This is a genomic window from Sinorhizobium mexicanum, assembly GCF_013488225.1.
GTDB classification, from domain to species: Bacteria; Pseudomonadota; Alphaproteobacteria; order Rhizobiales; family Rhizobiaceae; genus Sinorhizobium; species Sinorhizobium mexicanum.
The window spans coordinates 13,311-36,534 of record NZ_CP041241.1 but is presented as its reverse complement, the minus strand read 5'-3'; the positions used below and the strand labels follow the sequence as shown (position 1 = coordinate 36,534).

The window sequence follows — 23,224 nt, the reverse complement described above, 5'->3', positions numbered from 1 at the left end:
CCCCGGCGGGAATGTCCTGGCAGTCAGTGACTATCCGGTTCCTGCATCCAGTGCGGGATGTCGCGTTTGGCATGAAGCACACGCCATACGTCAATATAACCTGACTGGACACGATAGAAAATGAGATAGGGATATCGCTTCAGGGAGATACTCCGCACGTCAGGTAATCCCAATTCGTATGCATACCGCAGCGATCCGGACTCCGGGTGATTTGCGATCAAATCGTAAGCCGATTGAAGAGCGTCGACAAAGCCGAGGGCGACTTCGGTTCCAGCTTCGCGCGCATAATAGTCGACGGCGGCTTCGACATCACTACGGGCCAGTTCCCTGGGAACAATCGCTTTGTTATTCACTTGCTCTGTCGACCACGAACTTGATCGCGCAGACCGGTGAAATATTCCGCGTCGACCGGATCGGTCGGTGCGGACGAAGCTCCGTCAAGCAACAACCGACGTAACGCGAGACGGTCCTGATCTCGACGTATCAGTTCCCGGATATATTCACTACTCGTGCTATAGCCCCGTCCGGCGACTTGCTCATCGACGAAGCTCTTCAGATGGTCCGGTAGGGAAATGTTCATTGTGCTCATGCGAAAGACCATAGCGGCTTTGGCAAAAATTGGCAAGAAGTCGCTTTTTGTCGTTCAACCTCGAGTCCTATCCGGCAAATGCCGGACGCGAAGCGGTAGCGCGACTGCAGCCAGACGGTGGAGCGATGGATGCGGACAGGGCACTTCGTTGCCCGTCCGCGCGGGTTAGCCCGCCCGGCACCTGGCCCGTCATAACCCTGTCGGCGGCGATAATCAGCATGAACGCGCGTGGGTTGGTTGCCGGAGGCGGGGCGCCTGCGGCTGAAGTCTTGCCTATTCCATGCCGGGTCATGAAGCCGTCTCCCGGTTTGTCGCCGTCGCATCCGGCGGTCCGCGCGGCTGCTTCCAGCGTTCGAACATCTCGATGACGATCATTCGTCCTCCGCAGCAGGGGCATGGCGGGCGGAAGTCATCCTGTTCACCCGGTGCGCCGTCATCGACCGGTGCGGCGACGTGCAGGAGTTCGCGCGCGAGCGCGAGGCTGGTCTTGCGGGCTGAACTGGCGAGCAGGCCGTAGTGCCGGATACGATGGAAGCCACGCGGCAAGACATGGAGCAGGAAACGGCGGATGAACTCATCGACCGCGACCGTCATGATCTGCTGCCGGTCGCAGCCGTCGCGGCGGTAGTCTTTATAGCAGAAGGTGACGCCAGTTTCGTTGAAGGTGATCAGGCGGCGGTTCGAGATTGCGACCCGGTGGGTATAGCGCGACAGATAGGCAAGAACCGCCTCAGGACCCGCGAACGGCGCCTTCGCATAGACCAGCCAGCGTTTCTTTCGGACCGGCGATAGATGCCGCAAGAATGCCTGCCGCTCGGCGAGATGAGCAAGTGCGCCAAAAAAGCTGAGCCGCCCGGCGTCGTGCAGAGCGACCAGCCGGATGAGGAATAGTCGTCGAAACAGATTGCTGAGTACGCGTACCGGAAGCAGGAAGGCCGGGCGCGATGATATCCATCGACTTCCGTCTGGCGTGATGCCGCCGCCCGGAACGATCATGTGCACATGCGGATGGTGCGTCATCGCCGATCCGCAGATGTGGAGCACGGCGGTGATGCCGATGCGCGCGCCGAGGTGCTTGCGATCGGCCGCGATGGTCAGCATCGTCTCCGACGCCGCCTTGAACAGCAGGTCATAGACGAGCGCCTTGTTCTGGAACGCTATGTCGGCGGTCTCGGCCGGCAGAGTGAACACGACGTGGAAGCAGCCGACTGGAAACAGATCAGCCTCGCGTTCGGCAAGCCATGTCCGTGCCGCTGCGCCCTGGCACCTTGGGCAATGCCGATTGCGGCAGGAGCTGTAGGCGATCCGCCGGTGGCCGCAGTCCTCGCAGGCCTCGACGTGACCGCCGAGGGCAGCAGTGCGGCATTTCTCGACCGCCGACATCACCTTCAGTTGCGGCAGGCTCAGATGTCCTGCATGCGCGAGCCGGTATGCCGCGCCGGCAGCACGGAAGATGTCGGCGACCTCGATCGAGGCACGCAAGTTCAACCGTCGGGGGAGGCTTTTTCCGGCTTGAACAGGCCGAGCTTGTCGAGAGGGCTCGTAACCGTGCGGACCGTCCTGGTCGCCACCTTGGCGTAGAGGGCGGTGTTGTTGAGTTTTGCGTGCCCCCGAGCAGGACCTGGATGATCCTGATGTCCGTGCCGTCCTCCAGCAGGTGGGTAGCGAAGCTGTGGCGCAGCGTATGCGGCCCGACCCGCTTGGCAATGTCGGCGGCCTGGGCCGCCTCAACGACGATCCGATCGAGCTGCCGCGTGCTGATCGGTTTCATTGCGTGTTGGCCCGGGAACAACCAGCCGTCGCGATGCATCACACGCTGCTGCTGCCGCCCCACCTTCCACCACTGGCGCAGCAGGGTGAGCAGGCCCTCCGAAAGCATGGCATTGCGATACCGCCCACCCTTGCCATGTTCGACGCGCAGCAGCATCCGCTCGCTGTCGACGTCCGCGACCTTCAGCATGGCGACCTCCGCAACACGGAGGCCGGCGCCATAGGCGACCGACAATGCTGCCTGGTGCTTGAGGCAGGTGGTGGCATTGAGTAACCGGGCAACCTCGTCGCGGCTCAGCACCACAGGCAGGTTCCGAGGATGCGCCAGCCGGACGAGCCTGCGCGCCAGGTCCGGGCGATCGAGGGTCTGGGTGAAGAAGAAGCGTAGCGCCGACACGATGCTGTTCATCGTCGGAACGGGAACGCCATCCTGCTGCTGCTCGATCTGGAACCGGCGCAGGTCGTCGGCGGTCGCCGTGTCTGGTGAACGCCCGAGGAAGGTTGCCAGGCGCCCGATATCGCAGAGATAGTTGCGCTGCGTTTCGCGTGAGAAACGTCGCATGTTCATGTCGTCGATCAACCGCTGGCGCAGCGGGCTGATAGGTGTGTCGAGTTGGTGGGGGTACTGCATGGTCAGGCTCCTTGTTGAAGAAGCTGGTCATGCTCCGCCCTTGCCGGACGACGTTCAATTCAGGCGCAATCTCCAGCCTGCGTCCTCTACCTCAGCCGCAGACACCCTCCCGCGCAGCGGGTTCGTTCTTCGGCCCCAGAACGCGACGTTAGGGGTTTCGATTGGCAACAACCGCTCTGGCGCACTTTGCTCGTTCCATGGGCGAGTCGAACGGATATGAGATTATGGAGGCCGATCAGCAGATGATGGCTTCCGGCCAAGGGCAGCTTGTCGGTCAGTTCCTAATTGACCGGGGCGGCATCGTACGCTGGAGCTTCACAGAAGTTCTGGAGAGTGGCCTCACGACGTTCAAGGCACCGGATCCCGAGGAATTGGTGTCGGCAGCTTCCCAAGTCGCACATTAACGGCTGCTGAAATCTCGCTCGACGACCACCCATGGTAATTCTGTGGTGGTTGTATCGAGCACGCATCAGCGGGTGAACGCAATGGCCGGATGCGGTGGCGTTGCAGCAGCGGACGTTGTAGTGGCGCAGGTTGCCCAGGGAACATCGTGCAACTGCCAGGGCCACGTTAGTCACGATCGCACTCATCACCTTCCGGCCGACGCATGTCCCGCGCTCCACCATTGCAATCGCCGAACCTTTGCGCACACAAAATCTGCACCGAGGGAAAGGCGCAATGTCGGCCGGGCGCCTATCAGAAGTTCGCGATTGCGGCGCGGCGCTTTACCAACCGACCATCAACGGGCTGAGCTTGTTCCGGTAGGGAACGTCCGGTCGGCCAGTCGCGGCAGCATGAGGCGAAAGGCGACACTGCGGGCGCTTTGGAAGAGGATAAGAGTGATCCATAGCCCGTCATTGCCGAGCAGAGGCTGCAGCACCGCCCAGACGGCGAAATAGATTGCCAGTGACCCCACCATCAGGTTGCGCATTTGCCTCGACCAGGTTGCGCCGATGTAGACCCCGTCCATTTGGAAGGCGACGATGCCGAAGATCGGGAGCGCGACGACATAAGGCAGGTAGCGCTCGGCCAGGGCCGCGACCGTTCCCGTCGGAGCGGTGATGTCTATTACCCAGCCGCCGCCGGAGAGGAAGGCGACTGAGACGAGGCCCGCGAAGAGGAAGCCCCATAGCGTGGTTAACCGTATGGTACGGTCGAAGGCCGGGCGGTAGCGCGCGCCGACCGCGCGGCCGGCCAGCTGCTCGGCCGCGGTGGCCACTCCGTCGAGGAAGGCGACTCCGAAGAAATAGAAACGCAGCAGGATGGTGTTTGCCGCAAGGATTTCGATACCCAGCGTGCCACTTTGGCGGGTGAAGAAGGACAGGCCGATGAGCAGCGCGAAGGAGCGGATCATCATGTCGCCATTTACTGAGAAGGCACGGCGGAAGACGGAAAAGTCCGGCAAGCTCCAAGCGTTTTGGTCGCTTTTTGCCCAGATAAGATAGAGACCCGCAAGTGCGGTCACGACCTCCGCGACCAGCGAGGCAACGGCAACACCCGCGACACCCCAGCCGACCCCCATCACCCAGTAGATGCTGAGCACTGCGTTGAGCACGTTCAGCAGCGTTTGCAGGATCATACCCCAGAACACATCGCCGCGCCCGATCACCCAGCCGAAGACCACGAAGTTGAATAACACAAAGGGCGCTGACCAGATGCGCCACGCGAAATAGGTGGACGCCGCATCGCGGACCGCCCCCTCGGCACCCATTGCGTCGAGGCCGAGTTCGCCGATCGGCTTTTGCAGGACCAGGAGCGCCAAGCCCGCAACGAGAGCGATGATCAGTCCGCTCGCGAGCATGCGCTGCTCTGCGCGCCGGTCACCCGCGCCGAGCGCTTGGGCGGTAAAGCCGGTGGTCGCGCCGCGCAGGAAATTGAAGGTGACGAAGGTGACGTCGAAGATGACGGCCGAAAGTGCCACCCCGCCGATCAGCGCCTCCTCGCGCAACTGCCCGATGACGCCGGTCGCGACGAGCCCGACCAGCGGGCTCGACAGATAGGCGATCATCATCGGACATGCGATCCGCAGCACGTCGCGGTGCGTTATGCCGAAGGGGCGGACCGCGGCCGCGCTGCATGCGTTTTGAGCGGGGACCTGTTCCACTCAGTCCTGCCGGTGCGGCTCGCCAAGCGTGTGCATCAGCCGGTTGGCCCAGCCAAAGATCGCAACCGAGTGGATGAGATCAAGGATCTGGAGGTCGTCCATGCCGATCTCGCGCAAGTGGTAGAACTGGTAGGCGCCGACATTGTCGGGATGCGCCGTCAGGTCGACACCGAAATTGAACAGCGCCTGCTCGACTTCCGGCAGGTCGGCATCGAGGCCGCTCTCGTAGATCTCCTCCACCACCTCCGGCCGCTTCTCGAGCTGGATGTAGCGCGCCGCATGCACGGAGGCGCAATAGATGCAGCGGTTGACGAACGAAGCCGCCAGCGCACCGATTTCACGTCCCCCGCGCGACAGCCCGCCCTCGCTATACATGATGTCGTTGAAGAGCGGCGTGCGTTCCTTCAGCGTTTCCGGCTCGTTGGCGAGCACCAGGACATAGTCCGAGATTTTCCTGTTGGACGGCGTGACCTTCAGCGCCTCGAGCTGTTCGGGGGTTGCAGCATCGATGTCGATTGGTTTCACATAGGGCTTCCAGTCGAGCGCCTCGACGGTGAATTCGTGTACGGCTTGCGACATGTCAGTTGTCTCTCAGCATCTTGAGGCCGGTCGCGACCAGCACCTGATAGTTGACGAAAGCGATGAGGCCGGCGAGCGTCACGATGTCCCGGTCGTCGAGGCCTGCGGCGGCGAGCTTTTCGATATTGCCGCGGGTCGCTTCCTTCGGCGAGAGCGTCACCAGGTCGACATGGGCGAGAATTGCGGCAAGACGCGCGTTGCCAGTTGCGCCCGATGCCGGGTCGGCCAGTGCGCGCGTTTCCGCATCCTCTCCATCAAGCAGCGCCCGATAATGGGCCGCGAGTTCCTCCGACTTCCAAAGGGCCGCGATCCGTGCTGCCAGTGCCGCGCGAAGCCCATAGGAGAAATTGCGCGGCTCGGCCGGACGAAGGGCGGCTTCGTAGCTTGTCTGCGTCAGATGCTTCAGCTTCGCCCTTTGCTGGCGCAGCGCCTTGAGGTCGGGGAAGCGCTCGAGGCCGAGCACGGTGTCGATCACGTCGACGGTCGATGGAGCGGTCATTTGGTCTCCTCAGTCTAATCTAAGCGCTTCGTCGAGAAGCAAAGAGCACTTGCTTGTGGATCCAGGTCGGCGCAGCGAAGACCCGGTCGCCTGGCGGTCGTACCGCCTCAGGCCGTCCTCTGCGCCGGCTCCGGCGCGTCCGCATCCGTCCATTCTGTTCCGTCGAGTTCCGGCTTCTCGTAGGCGAGCAGCGCTTCCCAATGGTAGTCGATGTCGCGGATGAAGAGTGAAGCGGCAATGCCCCGCGCCAGCCACAGCGCTCCTTCGCTGATCGCTGGAATATCGCCGCTGACTTTGCCGAGGCTGACGGATGCGCCGTAATTGAAGCAATGGATGTCCTTCAGCCATGGCGCCGTGCCCGGCCCCTTCTCAGTGAAGGAAAAGTCGTCGCTCAGCCAGGGGAACCGGCCGAGGCCGGGGTTCTCCTCGCCAGGCGGCGGCGTGTAGCGGTCCTCCCAGCAGGCGATCTTGTCCTGATACGGGGCAAGTTCGCTACGGCTCAAGGGATCGATCAAGAAGCCGGTGCCGAGGATGACGAAATCCGTGCGGAAGACGCGGCCATTAGTCGTCGTGATAATGACCTCGCCGCCCTCCTCCTTCATTGAGCGGATACCGCAATCGAAATGGAAATAGGCGTTCGGATGACGGCTGACGCGCAACGTCGAATTGTGCGGGGCCGGCGTCTGCTGCTTGGCGGCATAATCCATCAGCCGCCAGCGCCATTCCGGCGAAATTTGCGCGAAGCCGGCGACGACCCCGTAGGAGCCGATGCCCATCAGCTTGTTGATCGTCGGCATCTGCTTGCGACGGGCGAGAAGACGCACTTCGCCCGCCCCTCGCTCCAATGCTTCTGCGGCATTGTCAACAGCCGAGGCTCCTACGCCGATGACGACAACGCGTTTGCCCCTCAGCCGCTCGAAGTCGATGTCGTCGGCTGAATGCGCCCAAGATCTGTGTCGTTCCATACCCTTGACGAAGTCAGGGATGGTCGGCTCGCCGAGCCCGTCCCGGCCAGTCGCCATCACCAGCTTGCGGGTAAAAATGGGCGGCTTCGCGCCGCCGGCGATTTCGAGCTCCAGCAGATCATCGCCACACGGCACGACGCGGGTGACGTGCGTGTCGTTCTCGACGGGGATTGCCATGATTTCGCGATACCACTTCAGATAATCCATCCACATCGGTCGCGGGATGCGAAACAGTTCCTCCCATTCGGCCTCGCCATGGAGCGTCGTGAACCAGGCCCGGAAGCTGAGCGAGGCCACGCCGAGGGCCGGACCCAGCAGGTTCTTCGGCGAGCGCAGCGTTTCCATGCGCGCATAGGTGAGCCATGGTCCCTCGAGACCCTTCGGCGCCCGGTCGACGATGCGCAGATTGGCAATACCGGCGCGCGTCAGCGCATGCCAGGCCACGAGGCCGCACATGCCGCCGCCAATGATGACCACGTCGCTGAGGGGCCGACCATCTTTCGTCGTGATCGTCTTCGACCAATTGGCCGGCGGGTAGTTCAGATAGCTGAGATCCTGCGCCACCCGCGCATTCAGCTCGGCAAGCCGCTGCTGCTTGTTGGTCATGACGTCGCTCTCCTGTTCAATCCGCCAGCAGGACGGCATCCCGTTCGCGCCAGCCCACCCACACCTCGTCGCTTTCGATATGCGAGAGAGCGACCGGATCGAGCTGGACGACGAGGCTCGTGCCATTTTCGAGGGTTACGGTGAGAGACGTGTGGGCACCTTTGAAGACGCGCTGGTCGATGCGTCCCTTGAGCGCCAGCCGGCCTTCGGGTTTCGCCGGCAGGCAGTAGAGCGCCTCGGGCCGGAGCGCCACGGTCGCGCGTGCCCCCGGCGCGTGCGCCGTACCGTTTACGTCGGCCTGCACGATGTTGCCCTGCCAGTCGAAGCTCGCGACCGTGCCTTCGACGGACACGACCTTACCTTCGAGGAAATTGCTCTGTCCGATGAAATTGGCGACGAAGCGGCTGCGTGGGCGAGCATAGAGCTCGTCCGGGCCGCCCATCTGCTCGATCCTGCCCTTGTCCATCACCACGATGACGTCGGACATCGTCAGTGCCTCCTCCTGGTCGTGGGTGACGAAGATGAAGGTCTTCCCGGTCTTCTGTTGAATGGACTTGAGCTCGATCTGCATCTGCTGGCGCAGCTTCGCATCAAGCGCCGAGAGTGGCTCGTCGAGCAACAGCACGTTCGGATCGGGCGCCAGCGCCCTCATCAGCGCCACTCGCTGCCGCTGGCCGCCGGAAAGCTGGGCCGGCATGCGCTCGGCGTAGTCCTGAAGCCCGACGAGGGCGAGAAGCTCGGTAACGCGCTTGTGGATCGCGCTCGACTCCATGCCCTTCAGCTCCAGTCCGAAAGCGATGTTGCGGCGAACCGGCAGGTGGGGGAAAAGCGCATAATCCTGAAAGACGATGTTGACGTTGCGCTTGTTGGGGGGCAGGTGCGAGATCGGCTTGCCGTCGAGATAGATTTCACCGGAGGTTGGCTCCTCGAAGCCGCCGAGCATGCGCAGCGTCGTCGACTTGCCGCAGCCGGAAGGGCCAAGCAGCGTAACGAACTGCCCGGTCTCGATGGCGAGATCGAGGTTTTCGACGGCCGGGAGCGCACCGTAGAACTTATTGACATTCTTGAAATGGACGACCGGCTGCATGCGCGTCAGCTCCTCGAACGGCGGGTAAAAAGCTCGGCATAGAGGCCGACGGCAGTGGTGACGACGAGCACGATCGTCGCCATGGCGTTGATCTCCGGCGACATGCCGCCCTGCACCTTGGCAAAGATCAGCATCGGCAGCGTAGGCTGGTAACCGCCGAGGAAGAAGGTGCGCACGAAATCGTCGATGCTTGTCAGCACGCAGAAAATCATGCCGCCGAAGAGCGCCGGGATGAGATAGGGGATCGTGACGCGCAGGAAGGCGACGAACGGATCGGCGCCGAGGTCGCGCGCCGCATCGACCAGATTGGCGGGCATGGAGCGCAGTCGCGTCAACACCATGATAACCACGAAGGGCACCGCGTGGACCGTGTGCGCCAGGATGATCGCAAAGGTGCCGGTGGGAATATCCACCGCGCGGATGAAGATACGCATCGAGATGGCATTGATCAGGCCCGGTACGACGGCGGGCAAACAGGCGAGCGCGAAGATGGCCGCCCTGCCCCAGATGTTTTCCGCCGACACCAGCATCGCGATCCAGACGCCAACAATCGTCGCGCAGACGGTCGTCGCGAGGGCAATGCCAATCGAATAGAGCGACGCCTCGATAAACTGCTTGTCCTGCAGCACCTTGCCGTACCAGTCGAGCGTCCAGTTGCCGATCGGAAAAGCGATGAAATTGGCGTCCTTGAAACTCATCGACATCATTAGTGCCAGCGGCAGTACGAGGTAGACAGTAAAGAGCCAATAGGAGGCACCGAGCGCAGTCTTTGGCAGATCGTTGAAATAAGTTCGCATCAGCTGTCCTTACATCAGCCTTACAGAGCGACCGCCGACGACGCGCATGAACAGACCGACGGTAGTAAGCGACACCGCAAGCATGATCATCGAGAAGGCGGCACCCTCGGGCCACTTGTCATTCGAGCCGTGGAACAGCATCGCGATGACTTCAGGAAAGATGACCGCATTCGGGCCGCCGAGCAGCAGGGGCGCCGCAAAAACGCCAATGGCGGTGAGGTAGACGAGGCTGCACCCCGAAACGATGCCGTCCTTGGAAAGCGGCAGAATGACCCGGCGGAAGCGCTGGAAGGGGCCCGCGCCGAGATCGGCCGCGGCATGGATGAGCGGCGTCGGAATCTTCTCGATCGCCGAATAGAGCGGCAACAGCATATAGAGCGCCAGAAGATAGATCACGCCGAAACTCAGCGAAAAGAAGGTGTAGAGCATCGGGATCGGCCGATCGATCAAGCCCAGCTCCCGAAGCAGAACATTCGCAGCCCCGCGATTGGCGAGCAACATAATGACCGAGAAGGTGCGGATCAGTTCCCCCGCCCAGAACGGAATAAGCAGCAGAAGCAGGGCGCGCATCCGGTTCTTCGGCTGCACCACCTTCGCAATGTAGTAGGCGACCGGATAGACGATCACCAGCGTCGAGATCGTGACCACCGCTGCAAAGATCAGGCTGCGAATGAAGGGCACGAAATAGAGCCGGTCGGAGAAGAACAAGGCGTAATTGGCGAGTGTGTAGTCGCTGCTCTTGTGCGGTTGCGGCGGATAATTGGCCATGAGGCTGATATTGGCCATCTGCAGGATAGGCCCGATATGCAGCATGGCGATCCAGACGAGCGGCACGCCCGCGAGCACGGCGAGCCTGATGCGGCGGCTGTCCGCCAGCTGCCCTATTGTGTTGCGATAGAGGCTTGAACCCACTGCCGTGCCGATCCACCCCGCATAGCGGGGTGCCGCCGGCAAGGCGACGGATCGAGGTTGTGTCGTCGTGTCCACCATTCTGGTCGTTCCCGGCTCTGGATGAGTCGTTATTCGAGTGCGCGACCGGCCAGTGAGCCGGTCGCATGGTTTAAGATCGTCAGGCGGCCTTGATTTCGGCGGCGGCCTTGTCGATCATCTCGTTCTTCATGTCTCGGTTCACCGAGCTGAAGAACTGGATCCGCTCGACCTGCTCCGGCGGCAGCGTCATAGCGGCGCGCTCCTTGTCGTCCAGCACCTTGTCGACGCCGTCGAAGGCTGACGCGAAGCCCGACTGGCGCGTCATCGCCGCGCCGATTTCCGGCGAGGACAGGAGTGCGTCGAGGAAGGCATAGGCCGCGTCCGCGTTCGGAGCGTTGTTGACGACGTTGAACGAGTAGAGGAAGCCGTAGGTGCCTTCCTTCGGGACGGAGATCTCGATCGGGTGACCATCCATAATCAGCTTGGCTGCCGGACCCGACCAGGTCTGTGCCAGGTAGATGTCCTCGTTGACGAACATCTGCTGGACCTCGGAGGCGGCGTCGTAATACTTGCGCACCTTATCCTTGTGCTTGATCAGGAAGTCGCGGGCCTGATTGGTCGCGGCCTGTGCCACGTCCGGCTTGTCCCCGTAGGTGACGTAGTCGCCGTCATTGCCCTGATGGCGCATGACGATGGAGAGGAAGTCGGTGATGATGTAGGAGGTCAGACCCTTGTACTCGTCATCGAACATGATACTCCAGCTGTCGGAGGCCTTGGTATATTCCGTGTTGCGGGCAAGTCCCTCGAAGCCGGCAAGCAGCGGCACGCCATAGGTCTTGCCATCGACGGTGAGCTGCGGGGCACCCTTGTAGGCGGAAGCGAGCTTATCCCAATTCTTCAGGCGAGCCGTGTCGAGGGGCGCGAGCAGGTCCGATCCCATGAACTGCGACAGGCGATGGCCGGTGACCGTCACGATGTCGGTGGAGGGCGCGGTGCCCTCGGCCGTCAGAAGGTTGTACTGCTTGCCCTGATCGTCGGTCAGCCTAATGCGGATCTCGATACCGGTGTCCTTCTGGAACTGATCGATGAAGGTTTGCGGCACGAACTTGTCGTAGGTCGTGATGTTGACGACCTTACTCTGGCCGAAAGCGGGCCGGATGATCGACGGTGCGGCCAGCATGCCTGTGCCGGCTGCGAGCAGCTTCAATGTCGAACGGCGGGTTGCGATCAAGTCTTTCATGGTTCCTCCTATTTCTCTGGCAGGCTCAATTTTCGTTCTCGGGTACTTCAGTTATTCGACCCTCGTTTTCTGGGGCCGTATCGGGGTGGTTCGGGCGGGCAAAGGCCGCGTCCGCGATGCGCGCTATCCGGCGCGCGTCATGCACGGTCAGTCTCGGCATCCTCTCGGTCGCGATCTGCATGATGCGCTGGATCAGCTCATGCGCGCCGGTCGAAAGCGGGCGGGCGCCCGCCGAAAAAATCGCCCAGAGGAAAGGGATGTCGACGTCGAGCGGGCGGATCGCGACGGAAGGCGCTTGCATGCCATAGGCGGTTGCGGGCTCGATGATCGCGACGCCGAGACCGGTCGAGGCGATCTGCACGGCGTTCATCGCCGCATTGGTAGCGATGACCCGGTCGGGTCTGACCTTCGCGGCCTCAAGCGCCTGGTCGACGCGGTGGCGCAGACGGAAGGGATTTGCCATGGTCACCAGGGTGCGGCCGGCGAGGTCGGCAAGTGAGACCACATCGCGGGCGGCAAGAGGATCGTGCGGCGCCAAGGCGGCCACGCATGGCCCCTCGAAGAAGCCTTGTACCTCGAGCCCCGGCTGATCGGCCGGCAGCGACGTGACGCAGAAATCCGCCGTTCGGGCAAGGACCGACTGGACCGCCGCCTCCGCCGGCATGCTGCGAAGATTTATTGTGCGCGGCAAACAGTCTTCCGGCAACTGCGCGAGCGCGAGCGGGATAATGCCGCTTGCGAAAGCCGGCGTGGCAGCGATCTCTATCGGTTCGGGTTCCCTGCCCGCGATCGCTTTCGCTCGATCCCGCAAGTGGCCGATTCCGCTCACGAACCGCTCGGCATCGTCATGGAACGCAATTCCCTTCTCGGTAGGGGCGATCTTGGGGCCGTTACGCTCGAACAGCGCGAAACCAAGCGTGGTTTCCAGATCCTGGATCAGCCGCGTGACCTGTGATTGCGAGCGATCAAGAAGGCGCGCAGCACCGGTAATGCTGCCGGTCGACATGACCGCGAGAAACGCTTCGAGGTCGCGGATTTCCATGGATACTATGCGCTCCTTGCATAATCGATGTTGTATAGTGCATAAAACGCATTCTTGGCGCTAGTGACAAAAGACAAGTTTTCTTTGTTGGGTAGTTTTGTAGAAAATAACCGGACCACAGAGCCCGCCAGGGGAAAACCGTGATGACGCCTGCCCGGCGACAGTCCGCCCGCGGATTGTCACGCGCCAGGCAGGACGAGGAGAGGAGCAGGGATCAATGCGTATTGGTATTCTTGGGGCGGGGGCGATTGCCTGCGGCATGGCGGCTTTCCTCGCGAAGGCCGGTCACCAGCCGATCCTCTGGTCACCGTCTGGCGCGCTTCGCAAGCTCGCCGAAGGCGCTTGCCTGACCGCGACGGGAGCAGTCGAGTTTTCCGGATCGGTTGCCGCAGCCAGCGATTGCGCTGAGGCGGTCGTGGGGGCCGATGCGATTATTGTCGCCCTACCCGCAAACGGCCATCGTCTGGTGTTCGATGCCGCCGTGCCCCACCTCAAATCCGGCCAGCCAGTGATCATCAGTTCGCACAGTTCATTCGGCGCTCTTTACCTTTCAAAGCGACTGGCGGATCGAGGCATACGTCTGCCCATCATCGTTTGGGGCACGACGCTTCTGACTGGCCGCCAGCAATCGGACGGGGTGAGCGTTTCGGTCAATACCATCCGTCAAAAGATTGATGTCGCGACCCTGCCGAAATCCGCGGCGGTCGACGGAAAGGCGCTTTGCACTGAACTCTTCGGCGAGCGTTTCGTTGAGCGCGACGGGCTGCTCGCCATCGCGCTGTCGAACCTCAACCCACAGAACCACCTCGGAATCGCCCTGCTCAACCTGACCCGCATGGAAAAGGGCGAGAGATGGGGACAGGGCGAGTACGTCACGCCCGCCGTCGGGCAATTGATTGAAGCGCTTGACCTCGAACGGCTTAGGATCGCCGAGAGCTTCGGCCTTTCGGTCCGGACTGTGCGGGAACATTTCTCGCTCTCCTTCCACGTGCCGATGAGCAGCGTATCGGAAATGAACCAGCAGATGCACCGCGAGGGGCGCGGTGGCTTCGGCCCAGCGACCGCCGACAGCCGCTATATCTACGAGGACGTACCCTTCGGCCTTGTGCCAACCAGCCTACTTGGCCGCATTGCCGGCAGCCCCGCGTTGCTGCACGAAGCCGGCACCAGCCTGTTTTCGGCGGCAATGGGCCGCAACCTTGTCGCCGACAACGATCTGCTGCCGGATCTGGCACTCGATGAGCTTTCTCCGACAGCCCTCACGGCCTTGTGCGAGGAGTGGCCCACCGCATAGATGTCATCGCAACCGATGCGGGGGTCCACCGCGGCTACGCCGCGAGATCTTTGAGAGCGCCGGCGTTTTTTTATCGAGGCGACATGCCGGCAGCGGCGGTCCCGGAGGACGTTTGAAGGTAGCACCTAGCTCACTCGGCCCGACAGAGCGTTTGGCTAAGCGGACGTCGACAGAGCGAGAGGAAACCCCTCGTATTTTTCGCCGGGAACAATGCCAGAAGCGGGCCTGATCAAGCACCTTGGTGTTTCGTGCGCAATCGAGGTCACATTCGGCGGTCAGGCTGACGCCGCAGCTCGATTGAACGGGTTCACCGTCGTGACTGACGATATTCCAGGAATAGGCCTATCCAGGACATCATTCGCGATCCGGAGAGGAGCGGTCACGGAAGTGAAGCCCAACAGAGAGAAGCCGTCCGCAAGGAAGATGCTGAAATGCCGCCGCCAGATCGAGAGCATTTGCGAGACCTCCAGATTCAGTAGAACAGGCAATTTTGGAAGCCAAAGCCCAAGCAGCAGCGTCCGTTCACTTGATGTACCAGCCCCATCGTTCTTCGCTGACGAGGCGGGTTATCTGCTTGGTCTCGAGATAGTTCTCGAGACCCCAGCGGCCGAGTTCACGTCCGATGCCGGACTGTTTGTGTCCACCCCACCGCGCTTCCGTGAATGTCGGCTGCTTTAATACATAACCGTGTTGAGTGTGACGCTGACGGGTGGACCAGCCTCGAACTGCATGCTGCCGCGCGCCACCAGCCAGCCATCCGCACGCTCCAAGCGTGCAACGATCCGCAGCGTTGGCGAAGCTGTCGAGCTTGCGAGCGGGGACAAGGAAAAGGCTACCGTCTTTGAGCCGCCGTCGCTTCTGATGCGCGTTTGCGCTGCGCGACGTCGCGCACCATTTCGAATGGCAGGGTCCTCGAGATAAATCTCGAGATGACCCTCCGGTATAAGCGCGCCGCCCTCAAACGTGACCACGCCGCGAATATCTATCGATTGCGCAGCGACTGGCCTGGCGACCGCCGCGACAGCCGCAGCTCCGGCGGTCTTTAATACTGTGCGGCGATCGGTCGGCCGCTTCATCGCGCTCTTCATGATTGCCCCGCAAGACCCGTGTGGCGGCGGCACTGCCGCTCAGCTAACGGTTCGAAAGAGAAACCAACCGCAAACCTAGTATTAGGTGGGGCGTCTGAAAGCGCCGCACCTGGTCGAGTTAGATGATAATGAAGTCGGCAGCCGAAAGCCTCAGATTTGTGCTCAGCTGCGCAAACTGGATGGCTGCAACGGCTCCGCCGCCATCGGCGTCATAGGACAAGGCCCCGCTATCGGTATCGTAGATGATGCGGTCGTCTCCGTCATGAGCGACGCCCGTCGCACTTCCGTAAAACGCGCTCAAGGCGAGAGCGCCGTCGCCACCCACGTTCTCAAAGATGAGGTTGTCCAGCAGGATGGTGTCGTCGATGACCTTGAAGTCCTCGATCCAGTCGACATTGCCGTTCCCAAGCTCCGTCGAGAAGCGGAATGTGTCTTCTCCCTCGCCGCCGGTCAGCGTGTCGGCCGCCAGACCGCCATCCAGCAGATCGTTGCCGCCGCCGCCGGTGAGCGTATCGGATCCCGCAACGCCCGGCTGGGCCGGCGCAGGGGGAAACTCGACCGACACGTTCAACTCATAGGTCGAGCCTGCCGGCACAACTTCCGCCCAGCCATCGCCCGGCGCCGTCGGTAACCAACTGCCTTCCAGTATGTAATAGGTTCCAGTCTCTTTAGCGACGAATACCAGACTTGAATCCCTGTTGCTGGCGGAGCCGGGATCGCCGTCGCCATCATCGTTCTGAGCGACGATGTTGCCGGCGCTGTCGAGCAGCCTGACCCAACTGTCATGGACATTCGGATCGACAATTCCGTCAATGTCTATCGTGATGACCGTACCGGCCGCTAGACTGATTTTATAGTATCCGCCCTGGCCGTTTCCGGTGGCGTCGACGGTCGTATGAAGGATCGTCGTCGAGTCGAAGATATCGGGGTCGCTGGCCAGGGAAAAGTTGTTGGAGATGTCGAAAGCGGCTGCGATCGAGTTGTTCGTCGCGTCCGGTCCGAGGGTGGTGTAGCCGGTTCCCATGCCCGGGCGTGGCGGCGCGTCGCCCTGATAGGCGAAATCGCCGAGCAGGGTGTCATCGCCGCGCCCGCCGTTGAGCGCGTCGTTCCCGCCCTGACCAGTCAATATATTGGCTGCGCCGTTGCCGGTCAGTCGGTCATCAAATCCCGAACCTGCAAGATTTTCGATGGAGGTATATGTATCTCCGCCTGACTTGCCTTCCGCGAGACTAAGTCTGACGCCGCGCGTTGCGTCAGCGTAGTCTGCCGTGTCGCTGCCGGCGCCGCCATTCAATCTGTCGGCCCCGCCGCCGCCGGTCAGCGTATCGTCGCCAGTGCCGCCGGAGAGTTCATTGGACAAGGCATTGCCGATGAGATGGCCATCAAAAGACGAACCGACGGCATTTTCAAAGCCAACGAGCATATCGTGCCGGATCGCCGCGCCTCGGCCGACGATTTGCACCGGACCATCACCGTCGCCACCATTGGCCGTGCCGTTGGCAAGGTCGATCGTCACGCCGTCGGAGCTACCCGCGTAGACGACCGTGTCAACACCGGAACCCCCATCCAGATAGTCTTGGCCGGCGCCACCGATGATCGTGTCGTTGCCGTCGCCGCCGTAGAGTGTGTCGTTACCGTCATCGCTTTCGGTCTGGTCTTCCAGGTCCTCGACATCGATCGTGTTGTTGATATCGCGGCTGGCGAGCGAGTCGCGGCCGCCGATGATCAGGTCGTCGCCTCCCTGGCCGAAGATCGTGTCGTCGCCGGCACCGCCATCAAGCGTATCATTTCCGTCGCTACCGAAAATGATGGTGGTCATCGTGTTGTCGCCGACGCTGGGCGGGGTCTCGCCGCCGCCGCCAGGCTGGCTCGTCGGCGTAGATGATGTTTTCGACGTTGGCGATTTTCCTGATTTTCAGGTTTCTGGAAAGGAGGATGACCGTGTCGTTCCCGCCGTTAGCCTCCTCACGCACGATGTCCTCCAACGAATCGACGAAATAAGTATCGTCACCGCCGTTGCCAGCCATGCGGTCTCCCCCGCCGCGGCCGTCCAGGGTGTTGGCGCCGTCGTTGCCGATCAGGATGTCGTCATACCTGCTGCCAATGCCGTTCTCGACGTAATAGTCGGTCCCATCCGCGTTATGTCCGTCGAAGATCGACACATTGTTGCTATGACCGTTGACGCTGGAGAACTGCCGGCACGCAAGTCAAGGATCGTACCGGCCGTCGAGCCGGAGAAGTCGATCGTGTCGGTCCCGCCGGTGTCATGGATCACAAAGCCGATGTCATGCTGCATGCCCGAGGAGGTCAACTGATAGCCATACTGCGTGCTTCCGAAGCCGTGTCCGCACCTCGCCGATCAGGCCTGCCGGGGCGGCTCGCCCACTGGGAGCTTGAGAAGCTGCCGGATGCCGTGCACCGCCGCATCACTGTAGGCCTCGGAATTTTCGGGGAGAACCTTCAGCACATGAAACGCGCCCTCAGGGTCAGGGCCGATGACGTCGGTGAAGGTGCCGCCGCGATCCACCCAGAAGTCCCAGGTCCCGGTTCCGCTCATCGTCGTCGGCAACACGCGACGCAACGGGGAGCGCGCTGCGCACCCGTCATTCGGCGGCGACGAAACGGTAAGCGCCGTTCTTGCGTTCGGCATAGCCGAGGCCGGGATAGGCCCAGTGATAGCCGAGAAGCCTGGCCTTGTCGGTCGCGGCGCGATCGATCAGTGCCTTGCGGTTCGCGAGCGCGATTTCGGGTTCGGTGTCGAAGCCGAAGTGCCATTCGGGATGCTCGAAGAAGACGATGTTGCTGGTTGCCGCGTCGCCGGTGATGATCAGCGGATCGGAACCGGCAAGCTCCAGCGAGATGTGACCGGGCGTGTGTCCCCTAGTGTCGACCACACGCATGCCGGTGACGATCTCGTCGCCGGGCTTCACCAGCTTGACGCGCTCCCTGACGGCCGACAGGTCACGCTGGGCTCCGCGCGCGAAATCATGCAGCGCCGAGGGCATGTTGGCTTCGTAGTTCGGGTCCATCCAGAAGCTCCACTCGGCGGAGCTGACGAAATAATCGGCGTTCGGGTAAAGGAGCCGCCCCTCGGGCGTGACGGTGGCGCCGGAATGGTCCGGATGCGCATGGGTGAACACCACCTTGGTGATCGACGCCGGATCGACGCCCGCGGCCTTGAGATTGCCGGCGAGCCTGCCGGCGCTCGCCTGGAAATTATCGCCGGAACCGGTGTCGACGAGAATGAGGTCGTTTCCGGTACGGATCAGCGGGATGTTGGCTTGAAAGGGCGCGCTCTTCGCATCGCCGCCGAGCCGCTTCATAATGTCGGCACGTTGATCCTCGGCGGCGTCCGGCAGAATGATTTCGACCGGCAGCGTGATGAAGCCGTCGCTCAGCACCGAGATATCGAAGGCACCGTGATTGAAGCGGTGTGTCGCGGCGAAGACCGGCTTCGGCAGAAAGGGAACCGCGGCCATCGCGGCGCCGCCCGCGAGAAAGGCACGCCGGGTGGAGGGGAATGAAAGCGGCGTAGAAACATTGCTCGTCATTGTCGTCATCCTTCGCGCTGAAGATCGAAAGGTAGTCCGGCGCGATTGGTAAGCAATTCCAGGAAAAGTGCGTAACGGTTTTCCCGGAATTGCATCAAGATTGCGCCGGACGCTTATGTCAGGACCTCGCGAATTCGAGCAGGTCCTGGTTGAGCTGGTCCTTGTGGGTGTCGGTGATGCCGTGCGGGGCGCCGGCATAAACCTTCAGCACCGCATGCGGGATGAGCTTCTTCGAGGCCCGCGCCGCCGCGTCGATCGGCACGATCTGGTCGTCGTCGCCATGGATGATCAGGGTCGGCACGTCGAACTTCTTCAGGTCCTCGGTGAAATCGGTCTGCGAGAAGGCGACGATCGAGTCATAGGTGTTCTTGTGGCCGCCCGTCATGCCCTGCAGCCAGAAGCTGTCGATCATGCCTTGGGAAACCTTGGCGCCCGGCCGGTTGAAGCCGAAGAACGGCCCGGCGGCGATGTCCTTGTAGAGTTGCGAGCGGTCGACAACGCTTGCCGCCTGGAGATTGTCGAACACCGCCTTCGGCAGCCCGCCGGGGTTGGCGTCGGTCTTGACCATCAGCGGCGGCACCGCCGAGATCAGCCCGGCCTTGGCGACGCGCTTGGTGCCGTGGCGGCCGATATAGCGGGAGATCTCGCCGCCACCGGTCGAAAAACCGGCGAGGAAGATGCCGGTGAGATCCAGCTGTTCGATCAGCTCGGCGAGATCGTCGGCATAGTGGTCCATGTCGTTGCCGTCCCAGGGCTGGCTGGAGCGGCCGTGACCGCGGCGATCATGGGTGACGACGCGGAAGCCGTTGTTGGCGAGGTGGAAGGCCTGGGCCTCCCAGCTGTCGGAAGACAGCGGCCAGCCGTGGCTGAGCACGACCACCGGCCCGTCCTTCGGACCCCAGTCCTTGTAATAGATTTCGACGCCGTCGCGGGTGACGATCCTGCTGCCCATGGTCCTTGCTCCTTCGCTGGTTGTGTTGGTTGCATTCGAGACATTTGCGGCCGAGGCCGGGCGGATGACGGCCGGAACGGCTGCGGCGGTCGCTGCAGCCCCGAGGGCGGCGGCGATGACATTGCGGCGGGATACCGTTGCTGCGGCGGTGACTGCTTTCGACTGTGCCATGATCCTCTCCTTTTCCGTGTAATTTGCAACTGCTGCCTCCGTTCCGGAGCGCTGGTTGAATTGATACGCTCGGCCGCCTAACCTCACGACCGGCAAAGCTGACAACGATGGGGGCAGAATTGACAAAGGCAGCATTAACCGGCCCGGCCGAGATCGGCATCGTTGTCTATCCCGGTGCGCTGATGTCGGCGATCTACGGCCTGACGGACATGTTTCAGGTTGCCGGCATGCAGAGCCTCGAACAGGGCGGAGCCGCTGCACCCCAGATCCGTGTCAGCCATTGGCAACTGATGGAGGATGGTACGGTCCGGAAAACGGTCGATACCCACCCGGGACCGTCGAGCGGACTGGGGGCGCTCATACTGCCGCCGACGCTCGCGGACTTGCCGGTCGGCAAGCGCATGGGCGACCTGCCGGCCTGGATCCGCGAGCAGCACGCCGGCGGCACGACGATCTGCTCGGTCTGCGGCGGCGCCTATCTGCTCGCCGAATCCGGTCTCGCCTCCGGCCGCACGGTTACCACGCACTGGTCACATCAGGAGCTGATCGCCAACCGCTACCGCGACGTGCGTATCGATACGGACAAGCTGGTCATCGACGAGGGCGACATCATTACCGCCGGCGGCATGATGGCCTGGATCAATCTCGGCCTGAAGCTGGTCGATCGGCTGCTCGGCACCGCCGTGATGCTTGCAACCGCGCGCTTCATGCTGGTCGACCCGGGCGCGCGCGAACAGAGCTATTACAGTGTCTTTGCTCCCAGGCTCGACCACGGCGATCCGGTCATCCTGAAGATCCAGCACTGGCTGCACGGCACCAGCACCAAAGGCGTGACGCTGCAGATGATGGCCGAGCGCGCCGGCCTTGGAGAACGTACATTTCTCCGGCGCTTCCAGAAGGCAACGGGCCTCAATCCGACGGAATATTGCCAAAGGCTCAGGATCGCGAAGTCGCGCGAGCTCTTGGAGCGCTCCTATCTCTCGATCGAGCAGGTCGCTTGGCAGAGCGGGTACGACGATACCAACGCCTACCGAAAGATCTTCCGCAAGATCCTCGGCGTCTCGCCCAAGGAATATCGCCTGCGCTTTTCCGTGGTCGGCGGGACCCGCCACGCGACGGCGTGATGTCTGTCGAGGCGATCCTTGCGCCCTGCCGTCATAAAGACCGTGATTTGTCCTCGCCAGTCACAGCAAGGTCGTGGCGCCATTCTCCATCGCAAGGAATGGATAAGTTACAATTTTATTTAACTAATCACCTAATCATTCCGCATGTTAATAATAAAAACTGAAGAGGCCCCGACAATAGTTCGGAGCCTCTTCAGTTCAACGGAGATCATGGAGGCGACGCAATAAAGCACCGGCACCGCAATATTTCTTCATGGCATTTTCAGGCAGGGGAACTACAAAGGAAATGCTTGAAGATGTGCCCGCGCAATTAGGAGATTACACAATTGCTCGGACAAGGCAATCAAAAATAAGCGATGACTAATAAGTCATACTAAAGTCGAATTCGAAGCGCCCTTGGCTCTCGTTCACCACCGCACGCGCAGGGACGCACTATTTGCGGGCGACCATGTTCACCGGCAGGGCGGCCTTTGCTAGATTGCGCCCCTAAATCGGGCGGCTGTGGTAACGCAGCCCATGAATGCGCGCCGCCGTCCGTCGATCCTACCCAAGGAGGCATAGTGATACTTCGGCTTTCTATCGCCTGCGGCCTGATCGCGATCACGGTCGCCATCCAGGCTCTATTCATGTCCGCCGGACTGAGTGCTTTGCGCCGGCTGGAGGAGAACCGAAAATATTTCGCGCAGCGCCACCCGACCGTGGTGACGGTCACTTGGGTAATATACTTGATATTTCCGATTATAATTGATGTCTGCCTGTGGGCGGCTTTCTATTATCTCGCGAAAGCCTTGCCGACTTTCGAAGAATCTTTCTACTTCTCAACCGTGACCTTCACCACGGTTGGATACGGCGACATCGTCCTTAGCAAGGACTGGCGCCACGTTGCCACGTTTGAGGCGGTCAACGGCTGGATCATCTTTGGCTGGGCGACTGCGCTGATGATGGCAGTGATCCAGCGCCTCTATTTCCGCGCCGAGCCGGGACTGGACCGGCACCGAGACTAGATCCGCGCGGACCTCCGGCTCTGCCATCATCACAATGGCGTTGCCGGCGGCAGGAGAAACAGCGTCATCCCGAATATGGCATAGGTCGCCAGCGCCATGACGCCCATGTACCAAGCCGCGCGTCCGCCGTTGGAAAGCAGCGTGGCGGCCATCGTCGCGACCAGCATCATCGCGACCGCGCCCGGCCAGAACTGCAGGGACATCGGTTCGGGACCGACAAAATAGCTGACGAGCACCAGAACCGGGGCGACAAAAAGCGCGATCTGCGCGGCGCTGCCGAGCGCAATGCCAACGCTGAGATCGAGGCGATTGGCACGCGCCGCCGAGAATGCTGTCGTCATCTCGGCGGCGCCACCAACCAAGGCGACGATGATGAAGCCGACGAACGCGGGCGTCATCCCGAGATGCTCGGCGGCAATCTGCACCGAACCGACGAAAATCTCGCTCACGAGAGCGACCAGCAGCGTAACGACAATCAGAACGACGATGCTTACCGAAAGAGGCCATGGTTTCTCATCCTCGTCGGCGTGGCCGACGGCGGCGAAGAGCTCCCGGTGTGTCCTCAGCGAAAACAGCATGCCGAGGCCGTAAACGGCGATCAGAAGTATCGCCAGTCCCAGGCTCAGCTTCTGGGAGAAGGCGGCTGCTGGAGCCCGATCCACTTCGCTGATGACAGAGGGAACCAGAATGGCGATCGTCGCCAGGAACAACAGGCAAGCCTGGAAACGTGCACTCACCCGGTTGAATTCCTGCAGGTGATGCTTGAAGCCGCCGAGCAGGAACGCGCCGCCCAGCATGAAGAGCGTGTTGGTGACGATCGCGCCCGCAAGCGAAGCCTTGACCAACAGGTATTGGCCCGCCTGCAGTGCCGCGAACGAAATGACGAGCTCGGTCAGGTTGCCAAGGGTGGCGTTAAGCAGACCTCCGATCGTATCGCCGGTCCTCGCCGCCACGGCTTCGGTCGCGCGGCTCAACAGCGCGGCGAGCGGTACGATCGCTGCCACCGACAGGAGAAACAGCCACGTGTGCGCCTCCGGCACCGTCTGCTCCAGGAGGATGACGACAGGCACAAATACAATGAGCGCCAGGAGAGGCGTCCGCCGAAATTCCGCCAGGACCGCCGTGCCGACTGCAGGGCGTGGCAGAGCCCCGGAGCTTCTGTCCTTCAAATTGCTCGTCACATCGTCCTCCCTCGCGGAGC

The 23,224-nt window shown here is 61.9% G+C and carries 19 protein-coding genes and 5 pseudogenes; 4 read left to right on the top strand and 20 right to left on the bottom strand.

All coding sequences use genetic code 11. The features are described from left to right. Window positions 1-23: 23 nt before the first annotated feature. The 4 genes and pseudogenes from FKV68_RS24360 to FKV68_RS24345 form a co-directional block, all read right to left on the bottom strand. Window positions 24-353, bottom strand: coding sequence for a type II toxin-antitoxin system RelE/ParE family toxin (locus tag FKV68_RS24360; protein ID WP_180943104.1), 330 nt, complete (start codon window positions 351-353; stop codon window positions 24-26). Continuing rightward, a complete protein-coding gene (locus FKV68_RS24355) occupies window positions 350-589 on the bottom strand; it encodes a type II toxin-antitoxin system ParD family antitoxin (RefSeq protein WP_246452744.1) in 240 nt (79 codons plus the stop codon). Before FKV68_RS24355 ends, FKV68_RS24360 begins: the two co-directional genes overlap by 4 nt. A 288-nt stretch (window positions 590-877) precedes the next feature. After that, entirely contained in the window at window positions 878-2,071 is a 1,194-nt protein-coding gene (locus FKV68_RS24350) for an IS91 family transposase (RefSeq protein WP_180943102.1), read from the bottom strand. A 2-nt stretch (window positions 2,072-2,073) separates the two neighbouring features. Further along, window positions 2,074-2,990 (bottom strand): annotated as a pseudogene (locus FKV68_RS24345) (tyrosine-type recombinase/integrase). Window positions 2,991-3,187: 197 nt separating this feature from the next. Here FKV68_RS24345 and FKV68_RS24340 point away from each other — a divergent pair. Further along, window positions 3,188-3,394: pseudogene (locus FKV68_RS24340) on the top strand (AhpC/TSA family protein); the annotation flags it as partial. A 335-nt stretch (window positions 3,395-3,729) separates the two neighbouring features. Here FKV68_RS24340 and FKV68_RS24335 read toward each other — a convergent pair. The 9 genes from FKV68_RS24335 to FKV68_RS24295 form a co-directional block, all read right to left on the bottom strand. Next, window positions 3,730-5,094, bottom strand: coding sequence for an MATE family efflux transporter (locus FKV68_RS24335; protein ID WP_246452742.1), 1,365 nt, complete (start codon window positions 5,092-5,094; stop codon window positions 3,730-3,732). Further along, window positions 5,095-5,673, bottom strand: a complete 579-nt coding sequence (locus FKV68_RS24330) for a peroxidase-related enzyme (protein ID WP_180943101.1) — start codon at window positions 5,671-5,673, stop codon at window positions 5,095-5,097. Between the two features lies 1 nt (window position 5,674). Next, window positions 5,675-6,172, bottom strand: coding sequence for a CMD domain protein (locus FKV68_RS24325; protein ID WP_180943100.1), 498 nt, complete (start codon window positions 6,170-6,172; stop codon window positions 5,675-5,677). Between the two features lie 107 nt (window positions 6,173-6,279). After that, entirely contained in the window at window positions 6,280-7,743 is a 1,464-nt protein-coding gene (locus tag FKV68_RS24320) for an NAD(P)-binding domain-containing protein (RefSeq protein WP_180943099.1), read from the bottom strand. A 16-nt stretch (window positions 7,744-7,759) separates the two neighbouring features. After that, window positions 7,760-8,830, bottom strand: coding sequence for an ABC transporter ATP-binding protein (locus FKV68_RS24315; protein ID WP_180943098.1), 1,071 nt, complete (start codon window positions 8,828-8,830; stop codon window positions 7,760-7,762). A gap of 5 nt (window positions 8,831-8,835) precedes the next feature. Next, a complete protein-coding gene (locus FKV68_RS24310; protein WP_180943097.1) occupies window positions 8,836-9,627 on the bottom strand; it encodes an ABC transporter permease in 792 nt (263 codons plus the stop codon). Between the two features lie 9 nt (window positions 9,628-9,636). Further along, window positions 9,637-10,617: an ABC transporter permease gene (locus FKV68_RS24305; RefSeq protein ID WP_180943096.1), complete on the bottom strand. Its 981-nt coding sequence runs from the start codon at window positions 10,615-10,617 to the stop codon at window positions 9,637-9,639. A gap of 79 nt (window positions 10,618-10,696) precedes the next feature. Further along, the gene (locus FKV68_RS24300; protein ID WP_180943095.1) at window positions 10,697-11,797 is read right to left on the bottom strand and encodes an extracellular solute-binding protein; all 1,101 of its coding nucleotides are present in this window, start codon (window positions 11,795-11,797) and stop codon (window positions 10,697-10,699) included. Window positions 11,798-11,822: 25 nt separating this feature from the next. Continuing rightward, window positions 11,823-12,848, bottom strand: a complete 1,026-nt coding sequence (locus FKV68_RS24295; RefSeq protein ID WP_180943889.1) for a LysR family transcriptional regulator — start codon at window positions 12,846-12,848, stop codon at window positions 11,823-11,825. A 208-nt stretch (window positions 12,849-13,056) separates the two neighbouring features. Here FKV68_RS24295 and FKV68_RS24290 point away from each other — a divergent pair, with 208 nt between their 5' ends. Beyond that, window positions 13,057-14,133, top strand: a complete 1,077-nt coding sequence (locus tag FKV68_RS24290) for an NAD/NADP-dependent octopine/nopaline dehydrogenase family protein (RefSeq protein ID WP_180943094.1) — start codon at window positions 13,057-13,059, stop codon at window positions 14,131-14,133. Window positions 14,134-14,655: 522 nt separating this feature from the next. On the opposite strand, the pseudogene FKV68_RS24285 reads toward FKV68_RS24290, so the two are convergent. The 6 genes and pseudogenes from FKV68_RS24285 to FKV68_RS24260 form a co-directional block, all read right to left on the bottom strand. Next, window positions 14,656-14,805, bottom strand: a pseudogene (locus tag FKV68_RS24285) (aldehyde dehydrogenase family protein); the annotation flags it as partial. 2 nt (window positions 14,806-14,807) lie between these two features. Beyond that, window positions 14,808-15,209 carry a hypothetical protein gene (locus FKV68_RS24280; RefSeq protein WP_180943093.1) on the bottom strand — a complete coding sequence of 134 codons (402 nt, stop codon included), beginning with the start codon at window positions 15,207-15,209 and terminating at the stop codon, window positions 14,808-14,810. Between the two features lie 130 nt (window positions 15,210-15,339). Next, window positions 15,340-17,565: pseudogene (locus tag FKV68_RS24275) on the bottom strand (M10 family metallopeptidase C-terminal domain-containing protein); the annotation flags it as partial. A 1-nt stretch (window position 17,566) separates the two neighbouring features. Beyond that, window positions 17,567-17,778: pseudogene (locus tag FKV68_RS24270) on the bottom strand (hydantoinase/oxoprolinase N-terminal domain-containing protein); the annotation flags it as partial. Between the two features lie 46 nt (window positions 17,779-17,824). Further along, complete coding sequence (locus FKV68_RS24265; protein ID WP_425347596.1) at window positions 17,825-18,772, bottom strand: MBL fold metallo-hydrolase; 948 nt, start codon at window positions 18,770-18,772, stop codon at window positions 17,825-17,827. A 118-nt stretch (window positions 18,773-18,890) separates the two neighbouring features. Next, entirely contained in the window at window positions 18,891-19,724 is an 834-nt protein-coding gene (locus tag FKV68_RS24260) for an alpha/beta fold hydrolase (protein ID WP_425347603.1), read from the bottom strand. A gap of 290 nt (window positions 19,725-20,014) precedes the next feature. Here FKV68_RS24260 and FKV68_RS24255 point away from each other — a divergent pair, with 290 nt between their 5' ends. Together FKV68_RS24255 and FKV68_RS24250 are read left to right on the top strand one after the other, a co-directional pair. After that, complete coding sequence (locus FKV68_RS24255; protein ID WP_245181359.1) at window positions 20,015-21,019, top strand: GlxA family transcriptional regulator; 1,005 nt, start codon at window positions 20,015-20,017, stop codon at window positions 21,017-21,019. Between the two features lie 560 nt (window positions 21,020-21,579). Continuing rightward, window positions 21,580-22,023, top strand: a complete 444-nt coding sequence (locus FKV68_RS24250) for a potassium channel family protein (RefSeq protein ID WP_246452740.1) — start codon at window positions 21,580-21,582, stop codon at window positions 22,021-22,023. A 29-nt stretch (window positions 22,024-22,052) separates the two neighbouring features. Here FKV68_RS24250 and cax read toward each other — a convergent pair whose 3' ends face one another. Continuing rightward, window positions 22,053-23,204, bottom strand: a complete 1,152-nt coding sequence (gene cax, locus FKV68_RS24245) for a calcium/proton exchanger (RefSeq protein WP_246452738.1) — start codon at window positions 23,202-23,204, stop codon at window positions 22,053-22,055. Between the last annotated feature and the right edge of the window lie 20 nt (window positions 23,205-23,224).